General features: G+C 70.0%; 16 protein-coding genes. 2 read left to right on the top strand and 14 right to left on the bottom strand.

What is annotated here, in order from left to right:
- Nucleotides 1-95: 95 nt before the first annotated feature.
- The 7 genes from topA to OG966_RS22665 form a co-directional block, all read right to left on the bottom strand.
- Nucleotides 96-2,942: a type I DNA topoisomerase gene (gene topA, locus OG966_RS22695; protein WP_326651617.1), complete on the bottom strand. Its 2,847-nt coding sequence runs from the start codon at nt 2,940-2,942 to the stop codon at nt 96-98.
- A gap of 209 nt (nt 2,943-3,151) precedes the next feature.
- A complete protein-coding gene (locus OG966_RS22690) occupies nt 3,152-3,349 on the bottom strand; it encodes a hypothetical protein (protein ID WP_326655325.1) in 198 nt (65 codons plus the stop codon).
- A gap of 297 nt (nt 3,350-3,646) precedes the next feature.
- Nucleotides 3,647-5,158: a class I SAM-dependent methyltransferase gene (locus tag OG966_RS22685; RefSeq protein WP_326651616.1), complete on the bottom strand. Its 1,512-nt coding sequence runs from the start codon at nt 5,156-5,158 to the stop codon at nt 3,647-3,649.
- A 230-nt stretch (nt 5,159-5,388) separates the two neighbouring features.
- Complete coding sequence (locus OG966_RS22680) at nt 5,389-6,045, bottom strand: small secreted protein (RefSeq protein ID WP_326651615.1); 657 nt, start codon at nt 6,043-6,045, stop codon at nt 5,389-5,391.
- 188 nt (nt 6,046-6,233) lie between these two features.
- Entirely contained in the window at nt 6,234-8,639 is a 2,406-nt protein-coding gene (locus OG966_RS22675; protein WP_326651614.1) for a sodium-translocating pyrophosphatase, read from the bottom strand.
- A gap of 275 nt (nt 8,640-8,914) precedes the next feature.
- Entirely contained in the window at nt 8,915-9,364 is a 450-nt protein-coding gene (locus OG966_RS22670; RefSeq protein WP_326651613.1) for an ATP-binding protein, read from the bottom strand.
- 90 nt (nt 9,365-9,454) lie between these two features.
- Nucleotides 9,455-9,808: an STAS domain-containing protein gene (locus OG966_RS22665; protein WP_266533145.1), complete on the bottom strand. Its 354-nt coding sequence runs from the start codon at nt 9,806-9,808 to the stop codon at nt 9,455-9,457.
- Nucleotides 9,809-9,886: 78 nt separating this feature from the next.
- Here OG966_RS22665 and OG966_RS22660 point away from each other — a divergent pair, with 78 nt between their 5' ends.
- On the top strand, nt 9,887-12,370 hold the full coding sequence (locus OG966_RS22660) for a DEAD/DEAH box helicase (RefSeq protein ID WP_326651612.1): 2,484 nt from the start codon (nt 9,887-9,889) through the stop codon (nt 12,368-12,370).
- Here the strand turns inward: OG966_RS22660 and OG966_RS22655 are convergent.
- From OG966_RS22655 to ssd, 7 genes are read right to left on the bottom strand one after another with little or no spacing between them, the layout of a single operon-like run.
- Nucleotides 12,306-12,671: an Rv3654c family TadE-like protein gene (locus tag OG966_RS22655; RefSeq protein WP_326651611.1), complete on the bottom strand. Its 366-nt coding sequence runs from the start codon at nt 12,669-12,671 to the stop codon at nt 12,306-12,308. The genes OG966_RS22660 and OG966_RS22655 overlap by 65 nt on opposite strands.
- On the bottom strand, nt 12,668-13,153 hold the full coding sequence (locus OG966_RS22650) for a TadE family type IV pilus minor pilin (RefSeq protein ID WP_406733788.1): 486 nt from the start codon (nt 13,151-13,153) through the stop codon (nt 12,668-12,670). Before OG966_RS22650 ends, OG966_RS22655 begins: the two co-directional genes overlap by 4 nt.
- Nucleotides 13,154-13,184: 31 nt before the next feature.
- Complete coding sequence (locus tag OG966_RS22645) at nt 13,185-13,385, bottom strand: DUF4244 domain-containing protein (protein ID WP_326651610.1); 201 nt, start codon at nt 13,383-13,385, stop codon at nt 13,185-13,187.
- 22 nt (nt 13,386-13,407) lie between these two features.
- On the bottom strand, nt 13,408-14,178 hold the full coding sequence (locus OG966_RS22640) for a type II secretion system F family protein (protein WP_326651609.1): 771 nt from the start codon (nt 14,176-14,178) through the stop codon (nt 13,408-13,410).
- The gene (locus tag OG966_RS22635) at nt 14,175-15,029 is read right to left on the bottom strand and encodes a type II secretion system F family protein (RefSeq protein ID WP_326651608.1); all 855 of its coding nucleotides are present in this window, start codon (nt 15,027-15,029) and stop codon (nt 14,175-14,177) included. The genes OG966_RS22640 and OG966_RS22635 overlap by 4 nt, the downstream gene beginning before the upstream one ends.
- Nucleotides 15,026-16,174: a TadA family conjugal transfer-associated ATPase gene (locus OG966_RS22630; protein ID WP_326651607.1), complete on the bottom strand. Its 1,149-nt coding sequence runs from the start codon at nt 16,172-16,174 to the stop codon at nt 15,026-15,028. Before OG966_RS22630 ends, OG966_RS22635 begins: the two co-directional genes overlap by 4 nt.
- Nucleotides 16,171-17,274, bottom strand: a complete 1,104-nt coding sequence (gene ssd, locus OG966_RS22625; RefSeq protein ID WP_326651606.1) for a septum site-determining protein Ssd — start codon at nt 17,272-17,274, stop codon at nt 16,171-16,173. Before ssd ends, OG966_RS22630 begins: the two co-directional genes overlap by 4 nt.
- A gap of 480 nt (nt 17,275-17,754) precedes the next feature.
- Here ssd and OG966_RS22620 point away from each other — a divergent pair, with 480 nt between their 5' ends.
- Nucleotides 17,755-18,606: an HAD family hydrolase gene (locus tag OG966_RS22620; RefSeq protein ID WP_326651605.1), complete on the top strand. Its 852-nt coding sequence runs from the start codon at nt 17,755-17,757 to the stop codon at nt 18,604-18,606.
- Nucleotides 18,607-18,804: the final 198 nt, after the last annotated feature.

Here is an 18,804-nt window from a genome sequence, read left to right as displayed (position 1 = left end):
CCCGGAGGCCCGGCCGAACATACGGGCGCTTTGTACGGAGGGCGGGAAACCTCCCCGTACAAAACTCTCCGTACAGAACGCCCGTGATGATCTCGCTACTCGTCCGTCGACGCCTTCGCCGACGCGGCCGACTTCTTCGCCGCGGCCACAGTCGTCTTCTTCGCCACGGTCGTCTTCTTCGCGGCGGTCTTCTTCGCCGCTGTCTTCTTGGCCGCCGTCTTCTTGGCGGCTGTCTTCTTCGCCGGTGCCTTCTTGGCCGCGGCCTTCTTCGCCGTCTTCTTGGCGGGGCCCTTGGCGCGCTTCTCGGCGAGCAGCTCGTAACCGCGCTCCGGCGTGATGTCCTCGACGCTGTCGTCCGTGCGCAGGGTCGCGTTCGTCTCGCCGTCCGTGACGTACGGACCGAAGCGGCCGTCCTTGACGACCACCGGACGCTCGCTCACCGGGTCCGTGCCCAGCTCCTTCAGCGGCGGTTTGGCGGCTGCCCGGCCCCGCTGCTTCGGCTGCGCGTAGATCGCCAGGGCCTCTTCGAGCGTGATGTTGAAGAGCTGGTCCTCGGTCTCGAGCGAACGCGAGTCCGTGCCCTTCTTCAGATACGGGCCGTACCGGCCGTTCTGCGCGGTGATCTCGACGTCATCCGCGTCGACGCCGACCACCCGCGGCAGCGACATCAGTTTCATCGCGTCCTCGAGCGTGACCGTGTCGAGCGACATCGACTTGAAGAGCGAGGCGGTGCGCGGCTTGACCGCGTTCTTGCCGGTCTTCGGCGTGCCCTCGGGCAGCACCTCCGTGACGTACGGGCCGTAACGACCGTCCCGCGCGATGATCTGGTGCCCGGTGACCGGGTCGGTGCCCAGCTCGAAGTCGCCGCTCGGCTTGGCCAGCAGCTCCTCCGCGTACTCCACGGTCAGCTCGTCCGGCGGGAGGTCCTCGGGAACGTCGGCGCGCTGGTGGCCCTCCGCGTCCTTCTCACCACGCTCGATGTACGGGCCGTAGCGGCCGACGCGCAGCACGATGCCCTCGCCGACCGGGAAGCTGGAGATCTCCCGGGCGTCGATCGCGCCGAGGTCGGTCACCAGCTCCTTCAGACCGCCGAGGTGGTCGCCGTCGCCGTTGCCGACCGCGGCGGCCGCACCGGCGGCGGCGTCGCCCCCGCCGAAGTAGAACCGCTTCAGCCACGGCACGGCCTGCGCCTCGCCCCGCGCGATGCGGTCGAGGTCGTCCTCCATGCGTGCGGTGAAGTCATAGTCGACGAGCCGGCCGAAGTGCTTCTCCAGCAGGTTGACCACGGCGAAGGAGAGGAAGGACGGGACGAGTGCCGTCCCCTTCTTGAAGACATAGCCGCGGTCGAGGATGGTGCCGATGATCGAGGCGTAGGTCGACGGACGGCCGATCTCGCGCTCTTCCAGCTCCTTGACCAGCGAGGCCTCGGTGTAGCGGGCCGGCGGCTTGGTCGCGTGGCCGTCGACCGAGATCTCCTCGGAGGACAGCGCGTCGCCCTCGGCGACCTGCGGCAGGCGCCGCTCACGGTCGTCGAGCTCGGCGTTGGGGTCGTCAGCACCCTCCACGTAGGCCTTCATGAAGCCGTGGAAGGTGATCGTCTTGCCGGACGCGGTGAACTCCGCGTCCCGGCCGTCGCTCGCCCGGCCGCCGATCCTGACGGTGACGCTGTTGCCGACCGCGTCCTTCATCTGGGAGGCGACGGTCCGCTTCCAGATCAGCTCGTAGAGGCGGAACTGGTCACCGCTCAGACCCGTCTCGGCCGGAGTGCGGAAACGATCACCCGAAGGGCGAATCGCCTCGTGCGCCTCCTGCGCGTTCTTGACCTTGCCGGCATAGACGCGCGGCTTCTCCGGCAGGTAGTTGGCGCCGTACAACTGCGTGACCTGCGCCCGCGCCGCCGAGATTGCGGTGTCGGAGAGCGTGGTGGAGTCGGTACGCATATAGGTGATGAAGCCGTTCTCGTACAGCTTCTGCGCGACCTGCATGGTGGCCTTGGCCCCGAAGCCCAGCTTGCGGGAGGCCTCCTGCTGCAGCGTCGTCGTACGGAAAGGTGCGTACGGAGAGCGACGGTACGGCTTCGACTCGACCCCGCGGACGGCGAACGAGGCGTCCTGGAGCGCGGCGGCGAGCGCGCGTGCGTTCGCCTCGTCCAGGTGGAGAACCTGGCCGGACTTGAGCTGCCCGTCCGAGCCGAAGTCACGGCCCTGCGCGACGCGCCGTCCATCGACGGTGTTCAGGCGGGCCGTGAGGGTCGAGGGGTCGGAGGCGTCCCCGGCCCGGCCGGTCGAGAAGGTGCCGGTCAGATCCCAGTACTCGGCGGAGCGGAAGGCGATTCGCTCGCGCTCACGCTCGACGACGAGGCGGGTCGCGACGGACTGGACACGGCCGGCGGACAGCCGCGGCATGACCTTCTTCCACAGGACCGGCGAGACCTCGTAGCCGTAGAGGCGGTCGAGGATTCGGCGGGTCTCCTGGGCGTCGACCATGCGCTGGTTGAGCTCGCGCGGGTTGGCGACGGCGTCGCGGATCGCGTCCTTGGTGATCTCGTGGAAGACCATCCGGTGGACGGGGACCTTGGGCTTGAGGACCTCGAGGAGGTGCCAGGCGATGGCCTCGCCCTCGCGGTCCTCATCGGTTGCGAGGTAGAGCTCGTCGGATTCGGCGAGCTGCTCCTTCAGCCTTCTGACCTGCGCCTTCTTGTCGGCATTGACGACATAGATGGGCTGGAAGTCATGTTCGACGTCGACTCCGAGGCGGCGCACCTCGCCGGTGTACTTCTCGGGCACCTCGGCGGCGCCGTTCGGGAGGTCGCGGATGTGCCCGACGCTCGCCTCGACGACGTATCCAGGGCCGAGATAGCCCTTGATCGTCTTAGCCTTGGCAGGAGACTCGACGATCACGAGTCGGCGGCCGCCCTTTGCGGTCTCGCTGGTCGGGGACAACTTCGCTCTTCTCTCCGGTCGACGCTCGATGGGCACAAACGGCACTGAGACCGCGTGGTCACGGTCCTGCCGCTGCTGTCGCTGCGGAGTGTGACGGTACAACCCGCCCTCATGTCAAACGGCAAAAGCCCGCAACGGCCACTCGAACGGTAACCCGAGTCCGGCCATTCCTGCCGCCCGGACCGGCACGTCTCCGCTCCTGCCCCAGATCAGACGCGGCCGAAGCACCACACCCCGAGGGCGAGGGACGCCGCGCCGAAGATGGCCGCGAGGGCGAGAGCCGTGGCGGGGCTCACTCCGTGGGCAACAGGGGAACGGTGCGCCACGCGTCCTCCTGTCCACAACAGCAGCCCGGCCCCGAACAGCGCGAATACCGTCCCCGCGAAGATCGCCGGCCCGCTCTCCATGCCCATACCCCGCTCTTCCCTGGTGTCCGGACGTCCCCGGCGGTCCGAGGCTGACAGCTCGGGGCGTCAGGGGCACGAATTCCTGGTGAACGCCGGGCTGGTTCACCCGCCCGGTCGCGGTGACGATCGAGAGACAGGTGGAGTGCCGGTTCCGGAGCGGGCGAGAGGCGGGCCGAGAAGGTCGAGGAGGGCGCAGCGGAGGCGGCAGCTCCCCTTCCTCTTGTTCTTCCTGCTCTCACCGATCTTCTTGTTTGCTCTTCTTGCCTGTTCTTCTTGTGGATGTTGGCCGGTTTCACCTCATGGACGGACCGGTTCCAGGAAGCCTTCCTCGACCAGCAGCCGTACGGCCTGCGGCGTGCGGTCGCGGAGCACCACCGGGTCCTCGTCGATGAGCTGGGCGATCGCGTCCAGGATCCGCCCGGCGCTCAGCGTCCCGTCGCACACCCCGGCGAAGCCCGCGCCGACCGTGTCCACCTTGGTGGCGCGCCGCATACCGCGGTTCTGACGGAGCACCACATGCTCGGGATCCTCCGCGCCCGGCAGCCCGACCTGCTCCTGCACGACCTCCGCCGCCAGCCTGAAGTGACCTGCGAGCAGGGCCGCGTCGTCGTGCGTACGCAGATAGTCCTGCCGCGCGAAATGCGCCTGCACGCTCTCGCCGAGCGGCTGCTCGACGGGGTGCGGCCACTCCTCGGCGACGATCGACGGACGCTCGGAACCGGACTTCCTCAGTGTGATCCAGCCAAAGCCGACTGCCTTGGTCTTACGCGCCTCGAACTCGTCCAGCCACGCGCCGTACCGCGCCGCGTACTCGGCCGGGTCGCTGCGGTGGTCGCCGCTGTCGCGCAGCCACAGCTCGGCGTACTGCGTCACGTCCTGCACCTCGCGCTGCACGATCCACGCGTCACAGCCGCGCGGCACCCAGGAACGCAGCCGCTCCTGCCACTCCTGCCCCTCCACGTGCTGCCAGTTGGCGAGGAACTGCGCGTATCCCCCGTCGTTCAGCCTGGCTCCCGCCTGCTGAACGAGCGTGCGGCACAGATCGTCCCCGCCCATCCCGCCGTCCCGGTAGGTCAGCCGGGCACCGGGCGAGATCACGAACGGCGGGTTCGACACGATCAGGTCGTATGTGTCCTGCCCGACCGGCTCGAAGAGCGAGCCCTCGCGCAGATCGGCCTCCGGCGCCCCGGAGAGAGCGAGGGTCAGCCGTGCGAAGTGCAGGGCGCGCGGGTTCAGATCGGTCGCCGTGACACGCGTCGCGTGCTGTGCGGCATGCAGCGCCTGGATACCGGAACCGGTGCCCAGGTCGAGTGCGGAGGAGACCGGCGTGCGGACGGTGATCCCCGCGAGCGTGGTGGACGCCCCACCGACGCCGAGCACCACGCCCTCGCCATGGCCGCTCGCGCCGCCCGCACCACCGACCGCGCACCCCAGGTCGGAGACGATGAACCAGTCCTGTCCCTCGGGTCCGCCGTACGGCCGCACATCCACCGTGGCCCGTACCTCTCCGCCGTCATGCAGCAGCCAGCCGTCGGCCAGGCACTCCTCGAGGGGCAGTGCGGCCCGCGCGCGCTCGTACGCGACGGGACGCTGCAGCAGGAACAGCTGTACGAGCGTGTCCAGGGCGCTGTCACCGCGGGTGGCCCGCAGGGCGGGCACGGTCTCGCTGCGGGCGAGCGCGGCATACGCGGGCGCGCCGAGCAGCTCGAGCAGCCCGTCGGCGGTGAAAGCGGCGGCGAGGAGAGCTTCACGCAGCCGGGTCGAGTGGTCGGGCGAAGGAAGGCCTGCGGTAAGGCTGGTCGTACTCACCCGCCCATTGTGGCCGCCGCCACTGACAAACGCCGCACGGCCCGGTCCCCCGTGGCGCGGGGGACCGGGCCGTGCGGCGTGCCGAGCCGTACAGCGGGGCTGACAGGCCGCGCGCGGGCGGAGGCAGGACGCCACCACCACGGGGGCAGGGGCACCGCCACCGTCGAGCAGGAGCACCGCCACCGCCGGCCGGGGGCCTCGGCGCGCGGACGGATGCGGGCAGCGGCGGGTTACGCCTTGCTGGATGCCTTGACCGAGGGGGTCGCTCCGGCCTTCGCGGGCGCGGAGGCCGACGAGTCGGCCGGTCCGGACGGGGCGTCGGGAGCGGACGCGGGGCTCGACTTCTTCGCCGCCTGGCAGCCGGGCTGTTTCCCCATCGCCTTGCCCAGCTCGCCGGACTGCAGCTTCTTCAGCGCGTCCTGATCCATCGTCTCGATCTTCTTCAGACCGTCGGCGACACCCTGCAGGCCGTCCGCGAACTTCTGCTGGTCCTTCGCGTCGAGACTGTCGACCTGCTCCTTCAGGGCGAGGTACGCCTTGGACGTGGCATTGAGTTCGTTGACCGCGTCCGTCTGAAGCTTCTCGCCGTTTTCGACGGGCGGCGTACCGGCCTCCTTCACGGCGGTGGCGAGCGCACTGTCCGCGGCGGCGATGTCCTGGAAGGCCTTCGAGTCCGCTGCCCGGATGTCGGCCGGCTTGCCGTCGGCCGCGGTCGAGATGATGGTCTGCTGGGCGTTGGCCCTCTTCTGGATCTGGGGCTGTGCCTGGTCGCAGACCTTCTTGGCCCAGGCATTCACCTTGCCGTCACCGTTGTCGTCGCTGCAGCCCGACAGTGCCAGTACCAGTACCGCACCGCCGGACAGCGCGGCCGCAAGCTTCTTGTTCACCGGATTGGTCCCTTCCAAGGCTCTCGGCCCCGGAACATACACGCCATGTGGGCGACAACCGCGTGTCGTGCGCCCCATTTATTGCCTATTGAAGCCATTTGCACCAAGGGAGACAAGGCTCACCCGCGGCACGCAAACGGGCGGACGACGCGTCAAAGTGCGCCGTCCGCCCGCCTTTTGAGCAGGTGCTACGAAACCACCGCAGGATCAGGTGACTTCGCGCTCCGCTCCGCGGAATTGCCGTCGTCGCCGACAGCGATGCCTCGCCGCTTGGAGATGTACACCGCGCCGGTGATGACGAGGATGGCGAGTACCGCCACCACCGCCCGGACTCCGGCGTTGGAGTCGTCTCCGTAGCTGAACTGCACCACCGCGGGCGCGATGAGCAGTGCCACCAGGTTCATCACCTTCAGCAGCGGGTTGATGGCGGGTCCGGCGGTGTCCTTGAAAGGGTCACCGACGGTGTCGCCGATGACGGTCGCGGCATGGGCCTCGCTGCCCTTGCCGCCGTGATGGCCGTCCTCGACGAGCTTCTTGGCGTTGTCCCACGCACCACCGGAGTTGGCCAGGAAGACGGCCATCAGGGTGCCGGTGCCGATGGCGCCCGCGAGGAAGGACCCGAGGGCTCCCACACCGAGCGAGAAGCCAACCGCGATCGGGGTCAGTACGGCGAGCAGACCCGGTGTGGCCAGCTCGCGCAGCGCGTCCTTGGTGCAGATGTCGACGACGCGCCCGTACTCCGGCGTCTCGGTGTAGTCCATGATCCCGGGGTGCTCGCGGAACTGCCGCCGCACCTCGTAGACCACCGCGCCCGCCGACCGGGACACGGCGTTGATCGCCAGCCCCGAGAAGAGGAAGACGACCGCGGCGCCGAGGATGAGACCCACCAGATTGTTGGGCTGCGAGATATCCATCACCAGGTTCATCGGGGCGCCGTCGCCGACCTTCTCACCGACGTCCCGTGCGGCATTCGCGATGGCTTCGCGGTACGAGCCGAAGAGCGCCGCCGCCGCCAGTACAGCCGTGGCGATGGCGATGCCCTTGGTGATGGCCTTGGTGGTGTTGCCGACGGCGTCGAGGTCGGTGAGGACCTGCGCGCCCGCGCCCGTGACGTCCCCGGACATCTCGGCGATGCCCTGAGCGTTGTCGGAGACGGGGCCGAAGGTGTCCATGGCGACGATGACGCCGACGGTGGTGAGCAGGCCGGTGCCGGCCAGCGCCACCGCGAAGAGCGCGAGCATGATCGACGTACCGCCGAGCAGGAACGCCCCGTACACGCCGAGGCCGATCAACAGCGCGGTGTAGACGGCGGATTCCAGTCCGATGGAGATACCGGCCAGTACGACCGTCGCGGGTCCGGTCAGCGAGGACTTGCCGATGTCCCTGACGGGACGCCGGGTGGTCTCGGTGAAGTAACCCGTCAACTGCTGGATCAGGGCCGCCAGCACAATGCCGATGGCCACGGCGACGACCGCCAGGATCCGCGGGTCCCCACCGTGCGTGGTGATGGTGGCCTCGGTGACGCCGTCCAACTTGGCGTACGAGGACGGCAGATAGATGTAGACCGCCAGAGTCACCAGGGCGAGCGAGATCAGTGCGGAGATGAAGAATCCGCGGTTGATGGCAGTCATCCCGCTGCGGTCGGCGCGCCGCGGGGCGACCGCGAAGATGCCGATCATCGCGGTGACCACGCCGATCGCCGGGACGATCAGCGGAAAGGCGAGTCCGGCGTCGCCGAATGCCGCCTTGCCGAGGATGAGCGCCGCCACGAGCGTGACGGCGTACGACTCGAAGAGGTCGGCAGCCATACCCGCGCAGTCACCGACGTTGTCGCCCACGTTGTCGGCGATGGTGGCGGCGTTGCGCGGGTCATCCTCCGGGATGCCCTGCTCGACCTTGCCGACAAGGTCGGCGCCGACGTCGGCCGCCTTGGTGAAGATGCCGCCGCCGACACGCATGAACATGGCGATCAGCGCGGCGCCGAGGCCGAAGCCCTCGAGCACCTTGGGGGCGTCGGCCGCGTAGACGAGAACCACGCAGGAGGCACCGAGCAGGCCGAGGCCCACCGTGAACATGCCGACCACGCCTCCCGTACGGAAAGCGATCTTCATGGCCTTGTGCGAAACGGCCGTCAGATCCTTTTCCGGCTCGCCCTCCGCCGGCGTGGCTTCACGCGCGGCCGCGGCCACGCGCACATTTGCTCGTACGGCAAGACGCATGCCGATGTATCCGGTGGTTGCCGAGAAGATCGCACCCACCAGGAAGAACACCGAGCGTCCGGCGCGCTGTGACCAGTCGTCGGCCGGCAACAGCAGCAGTAGGAAGAACACCACTACGGCGAAGACGCCGAGGGTGCGCAACTGCCGTGTCAGATAGGCATTCGCGCCTTCCTGAACGGCCGCCGCGATCTTCTTCATGGAATCGGTGCCCTCGCCGGCGGCCAGCACCTGGCGCACCAGCAGCTGGGCGACGACCAGTGCCGCCAGGGCGACTGCCGCGATGACGATCACGATCAGTCGGTTGTTGTCGGTGAGTACCGCAGCTGCGAGAGAAGTGGGTTGATCGGACAGTTCTGAGTTGACGAGCCCCGCCATTCGTCCTCCTTGACGCTCAGAGCTCAAGATGTGGACGGATTGTAGGGAGCGGAACCTGATCAAAACAGAGCGCGACAAGTGTAATTGACCTTCACTTGCTACTCAGCAAATGATCGCGTTCCCAAAAGACCCCCGAAAGAGGTAATGGGGCAAAGGCATTGACGCTTGATCGATGATCTAGGGAAAAGGAAAAAGGCCCTGCTCAAGCAGGGCCTCTTCACTTCCCGACACTAAAACACGATCAACGGACTGTCCGCGCGGTCGGGACCGCGCGATCAGGGCGCTATGGTGGCCGGCGTCGTGGGCCAGCTCATCCGGATCACGCCACCGTCCTCGGTGGAGGTGACCTCCACGTCGTCGACGAGACCGCTGATGACCGCAAGGCCCATCATCTCGTCCTCGGCGTCGGAGTCCAGGTCCGCGTCCCCGGCCTCACGGGCGCCCGGGGCCGCATGGGACCCACCGCCGCCCGCAGCCGGGATCTCGTCCCCGACCTCGATGGAGAAGGTCTTTTCCTCCTCGGACAACATCACCCGAACGGGGGCGGTGATGCCATGGCTGCGGTGCAGCCCGACGGCACGGCTGCATGCCTCGCCGACCGCGAGCCGGACCTCATCCAGCACGGCCTCGTCGACCCCGGCCCGGCGAGCCACGGCAGCGGCCACCAGACGGGCGGTCCTGACATGCTCGGGCTGGGCGCTGAAGCGGAGTTCAACGGTGGCCATGCATTCCCCCTCAGACGTACGGGCGTGCATCTCAGAGGCCCGGGCTGGATGCCCGGTGCCCCTCTTTCCTCCGGCAGTCTGCGCCGACCGTCAGTCGGTCGCCGCGACAGCTTCGTCGACCGTGGTGTGGATGGGAAACACCTTGGTCAGACCTGTGATCCGGAAGATTTTGAGAATGCGTTCCTGGTTGCAGACCAGGCGTAGCGAGCCCTCATGCGCACGCACACGCTTCAGGCCGCCCACGAGCACGCCGAGGCCGGTGGAGTCGAGGAAGTCCACGCCCTCCATGTCGACAACCAGGTGGTAGTTGCCGTCGTTCACCAACTCGACCAACTGCTCGCGCAGCTTTGGCGCGGTATACACATCAATCTCGCCACCGACCTCGACGACCGTACGGTCGCCACCAGGGCCGGACACATTGCGAGTCGACAGGGACAGGTCCACGGATCCTCCAGCACCTTGCTATCGAGCGGCCGCCCATCAGGTCTCCCCGGCGGAGCCGGAGGACGGTCGCCAGCCGCGATGGCATTCAATCACTTACCAGCAGCCATGCACGACGCCTTGGGACCATTGTCCGTCACTCCGGTGACACACTCGGTGCCGATGGCCAAGAATCACCGTCCCAGACGACCTCCCGAGAGCGGGGAAACCCGCCCCTCCCCCGGTACGGTCCTCGACCGGCTCACCGCAGGGGGGAACCGAGCTGCGCGCATCACTCATACGGAGCACTTGCCCCCCAGGCCCGGCCGCCATGCCGTCTGGCCCCACCGCATCCGCCCGGAAGTGATCAACGCCATTCAGCAGGCCGGCATCGAGCACCCCTGGATCCACCAGGCGGCCGCCGCTGAGTACGCCCTGGACGGCGAATCCGTCGTCATCGCCACCGGCACCGCCTCGGGCAAGTCGCTGGCCTACCTCGCGCCCGTGCTCACCGCCCTGCTCGACGGCTCCGAGGCCGCCAACGGTCGCGGTACGACCGCCCTCTACCTCGCCCCCACCAAGGCCCTGGCCGCCGACCAGCGCCGCGCGGTGAAGGAGCTCAGCGCGCCGCTGGGCAACCGCATCCGCCCCGCGGTCTACGACGGCGACACGCCGGTCGAGGAACGCGAGTGGGTCCGGCAGTACGCCAATTACGTCCTCACCAACCCCGACATGCTGCACCGCGGGATACTTCCCTCACATCCTCGCTGGTCGTCCTTCCTGCGCTCGCTGCGCTACGTGGTGATCGATGAGTGCCACACCTATCGGGGCGTCTTCGGCTCGCACGTCGCCCAGGTGCTGCGCCGTCTTCGCCGTGTATGCGCCCGCTACGGTGCGAACCCCGTCTTTCTCCTCGCCTCCGCCACCGCCGCGGAACCCGCCCTGGCCGCCGGCCGACTCACGGGCCTGCCCGTCCAGGAGGTAGCCGACGACGCCTCGCCGCGTGGCGAACTCGTGTTCGCCCTCTGGGAGCCCCCGCTCACCGAGCTCCACGGCGAGAAAGGCGCTCCGGTGCGTCGCACCGCCACCGCCGAGACCGCCGACCTCCTGACCGATCTGACCGTCCAGGGCATCCGTACGGTCGCCTTCGTACGCTCCCGTCGTGGGGCCGAGCTCATCTCCGTGATCGCCAAGGAACGCCTCGCGGAGATCGACCGCTCCCTGCCGCCGCGGGTCGCCGCCTACCGCGGCGGCTACCTCCCCGAGGAGCGCCGCGCCCTGGAGCGGGCCCTGCACTCCGGCGAGCTCCTCGGCCTCGCCGCCACCACGGCCCTGGAGCTGGGTGTCGACGTCTCGGGCCTCGATGCCGTCGTCATCGCCGGCTACCCCGGGACACGGGCGTCACTGTGGCAGCAGGCGGGCCGCGCGGGCCGCTCCGGCCAGGGCGCCCTGGCCATCCTCGTCGCCCGCGACGACCCGCTGGACACCTTCCTCGTCCACCACCCCGAGGCGCTGTTCCAGCAGCCTGTGGAGTCCACGGTCCTCGACCCGGACAATCCGTACGTCCTCGCCCCCCATCTGTGCGCCGCCGCCGCCGAGCTCCCGCTCACAGAAGAAGATCTTGAGCTGTTCGGCCCGGCGACGGCCGAACTCATGCCCCAGCTGGAAGCCGCCAAGCTGCTCCGCCGCCGGGCCACCGCCTGGCACTGGACGCGCCGCGAGCGGGCCGCCGACCTCACCGACATCCGGGGCGAGGGCGGCCGACCCGTCCAGATCGTCGAGGCGGCGACCGGCCGGCTGCTGGGCACGGTCGACGAGTCGGCCGCCCACACCGCCGTCCACGACGGGGCCGTCCACCTCCACCAGGGCCGTACGTATCTGGTGAAGCACCTGGACCTGGAGGACTCCGCCGCCCTGGTCGAGGAGGCCAGCCCGCCGTACTCCACCACCGCCCGCGACACCACCACCATCTCCGTACTCGAGACCGACACCGAGATCCAGTGGGGCGACGGACGACTCTGCTTCGGCTCCGTCGAGGTCACCAACCAGGTCGTCTCCTTCCTCCGCCGCAAACTCATCACCGGCGAGGTACTCGGCGAGACCAAGCTCGATCTGCCGCCCCGCACCCTGCGCACCCGGGCCGTGTGGTGGACGGTCACCGAGGACCAGCTGGACGCCGCCCGGGTCAATCCGGAGCAGCTCGGCGGGGCCCTGCACGCCGCGGAGCACGCCTCGATCGGGATGCTGCCGCTCTTCGCCACCTGCGACCGCTGGGACATCGGCGGGGTCTCCGTGCCGCTCCACCCGGACACGCTGCTGCCGACGGTCTTCGTGTACGACGGCCATCCGGGTGGCGCGGGCTTCGCCGAGCGGGCCTTCCACACCGCCCGCGAGTGGCTCACTGCCACCCGTGAGGCGATCGCCTCCTGCGAGTGCGAGGCGGGCTGCCCGTCCTGCATCCAGTCCCCCAAATGCGGCAACGGCAATGATCCGCTGCACAAGCGCGGCGCGGTCCGCCTCCTCACGGAACTGCTCCGGGTGGCCCCGTCGGGCCAGGAGGTCCCGGCGGTCCCGCCCGCGACCTGACCGTGGGGGCGTACGGGCCGAAGCGGGCCTGCGCCGTCACTTCGGCGATCTCGCCGCGCACCGCGCACCGGACTACCGTCGCACCCTGCGCCCGGGCCACATCGGCAGCCTTCGCACAGGCTGCGGCAGTGCCGCTCAGGGCGTGGTCCGCCGCGGCGAGTACCGCCAAGTCCGCGGCGGAGCCCGCCCTGTGGCGGGCGACCACCGCCTGGCCCATGGCCAGCACGGCCGCGAACACCGCACACAGCACGGTCGTCGCCATGGCGGCCCAGACGGTCGCCGACCCACGCTCGCGGTTCACTGGGCCACCTCCGCAGCGTCGTCCAGGCCTGCGACTGCTCGGCCGACGACTCCCGGGCCCCGGGTGGTGTCCTGGGCCGCAGGGTCTTGGCCCACCGTGTCCTCGGCGAGGGCAGCCGCCTCCGCGCTCAGCGTCAGGGCAAGCCCGCCCGGCCCCGGAGCCTTCGCCTCTACCCGCACCCGCCACAGGTCCCCGGAGCGCCCCAGCGTGACCCGGGCACCACCCGGGGCCGCCGAGCGGGCGGCGGCCAGCGCGGCCGCCGGCGGCTCCGACCTGGCCGCGGCCCGGGCACCGGCCCGGGCCGCGTCGACGCACTGGATCTGCTCGGAGGCCGCCATCAGCGCCCACACCAGAGCCATGGCGAAGACCACCAGGGCGGGCACCGCGACGGCCGCCTCCGCCGTCACGGAGCCCCTGTCGCGCACCTGGCCGCACATCTCAGAACCGGGCACTTCAGAACCGGGCACTTCAGAACCGCGCATCGCAGAGCTGAGCGCCTCGGAACCGGCCACCTCAGAACTGCGCATCGAGCGCCTTCCCGATCACCGACTGCAGCGCCGCCGAGACGGTTCCGCTGGTCACGACCTTGTACAGGACGGCCGCGAAGGCACACGCGGCAATCGTCCCCATCGCGTACTCGGACGTGGTCATTCCCGCGTCCCTGCGCGTCCCGCGCGACAGCCCGCGCACCCATCCCCGCAACGAATTCCACATATCAACCCCCAAGAAATTTCGTTCAGTTGCCGTTCAGCAATCCATCCGCCAGGCCGATCACCACGGGGGCCACCCCGACCGCCAGGAAGGCGGGCAGGAAGCACAGCCCCACCGGAGCGGTAATCAGCACCTGAGCCTTTTGGCCCCGCGCCGCGGCCGCCCGCGCCCGGTCCGCCCGGAAGCGCTCGGCCAGTCGGGACACGGGCTCCGCCGCCGGAGCCCCGGTTGAGTCGGCCCGCTCCAGACAGCGGGCCAGCGCCGCCGCGCCCGCTATCTGTCCGAACCAACCCCAGGCCTGTGCCGGTTCACAGCCGAGGCGTAGTTCGGCGGCCGTCCGCGCCAGTCCGTCGCCGACCGGCCCGCCGAGCGACTCCCCGACCGCCTCCGCCGCCTCGCGTGGACCGGCCCCGGCGGAGATGCAGGCCGCCAGCAGATCGGCGGCCAGAGGCAGTTGACGACCCGACGCGTGGTCCACAGCGTCCGCGGCGGGCTTGCGGCTCCGCTGCCAACGCCACACGCCGTACGCCCCGACGAGCCCGACGACGCCGCCGATCACTCCGCCGACCAGGACATGGCCTGTGATCACCGCGCCCAGCGGAGCCACCCAGCGCCTCGCCCACACGCCGTACTCGGGCCGCCACTGCCGCCGTTCGTACTGCACCGCCAGCAGCGCCTCGGTCCGCCTGCGCACTCTGCGCTCGCGCCGTCGTCCCGCGACCATCAAGCCCAGGCAGGCCGCCGCGGCCAGAACACAGACCACTGCCCCCAGCCTGTGGACGACGTCCCCGGTCATGTCTCCTCCCCGCCCCGTACGATCCGCACGGCCCAGCAGAGCCCGGCCGCCTCCAGCAGCCCGCCGACCACCAGGCACACCAGCCCCCCAGCGGTGTGCAGCAGCACCCCGAAGGGATCGGCGCCCAGTGCCCAGCCCATCGCCAGGCCGGCCAGCGGAAGCACCGACAGCAGGACGACGGTCGACCACGCACCCGCCAACCGGGCCCGCAGATCCTGACGTTGGTCCCACTCGGCTCGCAGGGCCGTCTCCAGCCGGTCGAGCCCCGCGGCCAGACCTGCCCCGCTGTCCACGGCCACCCGCCAGCAGACCGCGACCCCGGCGAGACCGTCCGCGCCCGGCTGCCCGGCCGCCGCCCGAAGCGCCTCAGGCACATCGCCTCCGAACCGCGCCGCCGCCAGCACCGCGGCCTCCGCTCCACCCAGCGCCTCTGTGGATCTGGCGGCCAACAGCAGCGCCTGTCCCGGCTGCAATCCCGCGCGCAGCTCCGCCGCGACCGCACCGCAGAACGCGATGACGCCCTCGGCCCGCCGCTCCTGCTCCCGCCTCCGCTCCCGGTCCCGCAACCGCCTCCTCACGAGCGGCACCGCCACCGCTCCCGCTGCCAACGGCAGCACCGACTTCCCCAGCACCGCGAGGACCAGCGCCGCCGGCAGGCACAACCACTCCTGCCGCAGCCGCACCACGGGCAGCAGCCGCTCCCAGGACCACCGCGGCGGCGAATCCACCGGAGCGCCACCCGCGAGGAGCAGCCGCGCCCGCCGCAGCCCCCGCTCCCTGCCGACCGTCAGCCACGCCGCCGCACCCGCACACACCGCTGCCGCGTACACCGGCTCACCCGCCGCCGTCACAGCGCGCCCCCGATCAGCGACCGGAGCCGCTCCCAGCCCCGCTCGTACACGAACGCCTCCTTGCCCCACCGCAGCGCGGGCACCGTCACCACCAGCCCCGCCGCGTCCCGCTCCAGCACATGCACCTCGGCGATCCGCCGCTGCCCGCCCCTGTCCCGTACGAGATGGACCACCACCGAGAGTGCCGCCGCCAACTGGCTGTGCAGCGCCGCCCGGTCGAGCCCCGCAGCCGTCCCCAGCGCCTCCAGCCGGGCCGGCACATCCGCCGCCGCATTGGCGTGCACGGTCCCGCAGCCGCCCTCGTGCCCGGTGTTCAAAGCGGCCAGGAGCTCAGTGACCTCGGCTCCTCGCACCTCCCCCACCACCAGCCGGTCGGGCCGCATCCGCAACGCCTGCCGCACCAGATCCCGCAGCGTCACCCGGCCGGCGCCCTCCTGGTTCGCCGTACGCGACTCCAGCCGCACCACATGCGGGTGGTCCGGTCTGAGCTCTGCCGAGTCCTCGGCCAGCACGATCCGCTCGCGCTCCCCCACCAGCCCCAGCAGGCTCGAGAGCAAGGTCGTCTTGCCTGATCCCGTGCCACCGCTGATGAGGAAAGACAGCCGGGCCTCGATCAGCGCCCGCAGCACCAGGTCCCCGCCCGGTGGCACCGTCCCCGCCGTGACCAGTTCCCCCACCGAAAACGCCCTGGGCCTCACCACCCGCAGCGAGAGACACGTCGAGCCGACGGCCACCGGCGGGATCACGGCATGCATCCGTGTGCCGTCCGGCAGCCTGGCGTCCACCCACGGCCTGGCGTCATCCAGCCGCCGCTCGGCCACCGCCGCGAGCCGCTGTGCCAGCCTGCGCACCGACGCCGCATCCGCGAACGTCACCTCGGTGAGCTCGAGCCCGCGGCCCCGGTCCACCCACACCCGGTCGGGCGCGGACACCAGCACATCCGTCACCGACGGATCGGTCAGCAGCGGCTCCAGCGGCCCCGTTCCCACCAACTCGCACCGCAACTTCTCGGTGCCTCCGAGCACTTCGGCATCGCCCAGCAACCGCCCCTGTGCCCGCAGGGCAGCCGCCACCCTGGCCGGCGTCGGCTCGGCCCCGCTCTCCGCGAGCCACTGTCGTACCGCGTCCAGCAGCCCGGCGCTCATGAGACCCCGTGCCCGGCCAGTGCCCGCTCCCAGAAGGCGGTACAGAACTTCGCCAGCGGCCCGCTCCCACTGCCTCCCGGCGGAGCGCCTCCGTCCTGCGCCGCCAACAGTCCAGCTTCCACCGGCAGTTCACCCGCCAGCGGCAGCCCGAGGGCGTCCGCCACCCACTGCTCGTCCAGCCCGGCGGCGTACGGCCCACGCACGACCGCCCGCAGGTCCTGGAGCACCATGCCCACCGTCGACGCCACCCGGTTCGCCGCGGCAACGGCTCGTAGCTCGCCCGGCACCACCAGCAGCCCGAGATCCAGCTGGGCCAGTGCCTCCGCCACGCCTTCGTCGACCCGCCGCGGCAGATCCACGACCACCACGCCGCCGCGCCTGCGCGCCGCGGCCAGCACCGACCGCATCGCCTCCGGCGGGATCACCACCGAATCGCCACGGTCCCAGCTGAGCACCCGCAGCGCGTGCAGCTCGGGCAGCGAATCCTCGAGCGCCCCGCCGGCGACCCGTCCCTTGGAAGAGGCGAAATCCGGCCATCGTCTGCCGTCCGCTTGCTCTCCGCCGAGCAGCACGTCGAGCCCTCCGCCCAGCGGGTCGCCGTCGACGAGCATCGTGCGAAGGCCGACCCGGCCCGCGGTCACCGCCAGCGCGCAGGCCAGCGTCGATGCACCGGCTCCGCCGCGTCCGCCGATCACTCCGACAGTCAGCGCCGGCCGCCCGACCCCTTCGACCACGTCGGCGATCCGGTCGACGAGCCAGCTCTCGGCATCGGGCAGCCGCAGCACGCAGTCCGCCCCGATCTCGACCGCCCGCCGCCAGACGTCCGGGTCGTCCTGGTCGTGCCCGACGAGCAGCACACCGCGTCTGCGGGTCGCTCCTCGGCAGCGCGCGGCCGCGTCGTCGCCAACCAGGACCAGTGGCGCGCCCTCCCAGCTCCCCCGTCGCTCCGGCATCGAATGGTGGACGTCGGGCTCGGCCCCGGCCGCGGCGCACAGCCGCAGCAGATCGTCGAGCAGTTCCACGTCTTCGGTGACGATCAGCGGCCCGTCCCGGCGCCCTTCGGCGACCGGCGGCCGTTGCGATGTGATAGATCCAGCCACGATCTCCACGCCCCTCTTACTTCGATCTCACTTCAAGGCGAGATCTGCGATTCCTTCGGTCCGCGAACTACGCGGGTGGAATCACCGTGCAGCGCACCGGAAAATCGTGTGGATCTTGCTGAAAAACTGTGGACAACTAGCCACTTGTGAATAACTCCGTAGCCCATACCGGTGACTCCCGGAGAGCAGCAAAATCGCTACGCACAGTAACGATTTGGGCTATGCGGAACCCGACGGCGGACACGGCACGCAGATGGGAAGGATGATCGGAGTCGATCGCAGAAGGCGGACGAAAGGCGTCCGGACATGCGACGACCCCCGCCGGGGGGGAGAGCGGGGGTCGTCTCTCCGGCCGACTCGGGGGGGGAGGAGCCGGACCGGGTTAGCACGGTCGCGAACGATCCGTGACTTCCATGGTGTACCCGAGAGCCTTCTCAGGCAAACCCACGCGCCCCAGCGTACGCCGAATGGCGGGCACATATGCTCAGGCTCGTGGAAAACCACTCCTTGCCTCGCGCAGCTGCCTTCTTTGACCTGGACAAGACGGTCATTGCGAAGTCATCGACTCTGACCTTCAGCAAGTCCTTCTACCAAGGGGGGCTGATCAACCGGCGCGCCGTACTACGCACCGCATATGCCCAGTTCGTTTTTCTCGCGGGCGGCGCCGACCACGACCAGATGGAGCGGATGCGCCAGTACCTCTCCGCGCTCTGCAAGGGCTGGAACGTCCAGCAGGTCAAGGAGATCGTCGCCGAGACCCTCCACGACCTGATCGACCCGATCATCTACGACGAGGCCGCGTCGCTCATCGAGGAGCATCACACGGCCGGCCGCGACGTCGTCATCGTCTCCACTTCCGGCGCGGAGGTCGTCGAGCCGATCGGCGAGCTCCTCGGCGCCGACCGGGTGGTCGCCACCCGCATGGTGGTCGGCGACGACGGCTGCTTCACGGGCGAAGTGGAGTATTACGCGTACGGGCCGACCAAAGCGGAAGCGATCAAGGAGCTGGCCGCGTCGGAGGGATACGACCTGGCCCGCTGCTATGCATACAGCGACTCGGCCACCGATGTCCCGATGCTGGCGTCTGTCGGCCATCCGTACGCCGTAAATCCGGATCGCGCACTGCGCCGCGAGGCGACCTCGCGCGGCTGGCCGATTCTCGTTTTCAATCGCCCGGTGCGGCTGAAGCAGCGGCTGCCCGCGTTCTCCATGCCGCCGCGACCCGCCCTGATCGCCATGGCCGCGGTGGGTGCGGCCGCCGCGACCGCCGGCCTGGCCTGGTACACGAGCCGTCGGCGCACGGCGGCCGCGCAGGCCACCTCCGTATATTAATTCGCCCGTATTTGAACCTAAAAGTAAAGATGTGCAGCCAGGGCTTCCGCTTCACCGTGAGCAGGAGTAGAAAGGACTCAACGGCCCGCGAGACCAAGGACATCCGAAAGGATCACCTGTAACGCATGAAGGCCCACGGACCGCGCATGAAAACTGAGCACCCACGCGACGTCGACCCGTCGATTACGGGCCAGCCGC

This window comes from Streptomyces sp. NBC_01750, from assembly GCF_035918095.1.
Lineage (GTDB): Bacteria > Actinomycetota > Actinomycetes > Streptomycetales > Streptomycetaceae > Streptomyces.
This window is presented reverse-complemented; position numbering and strand designations above follow the sequence as displayed.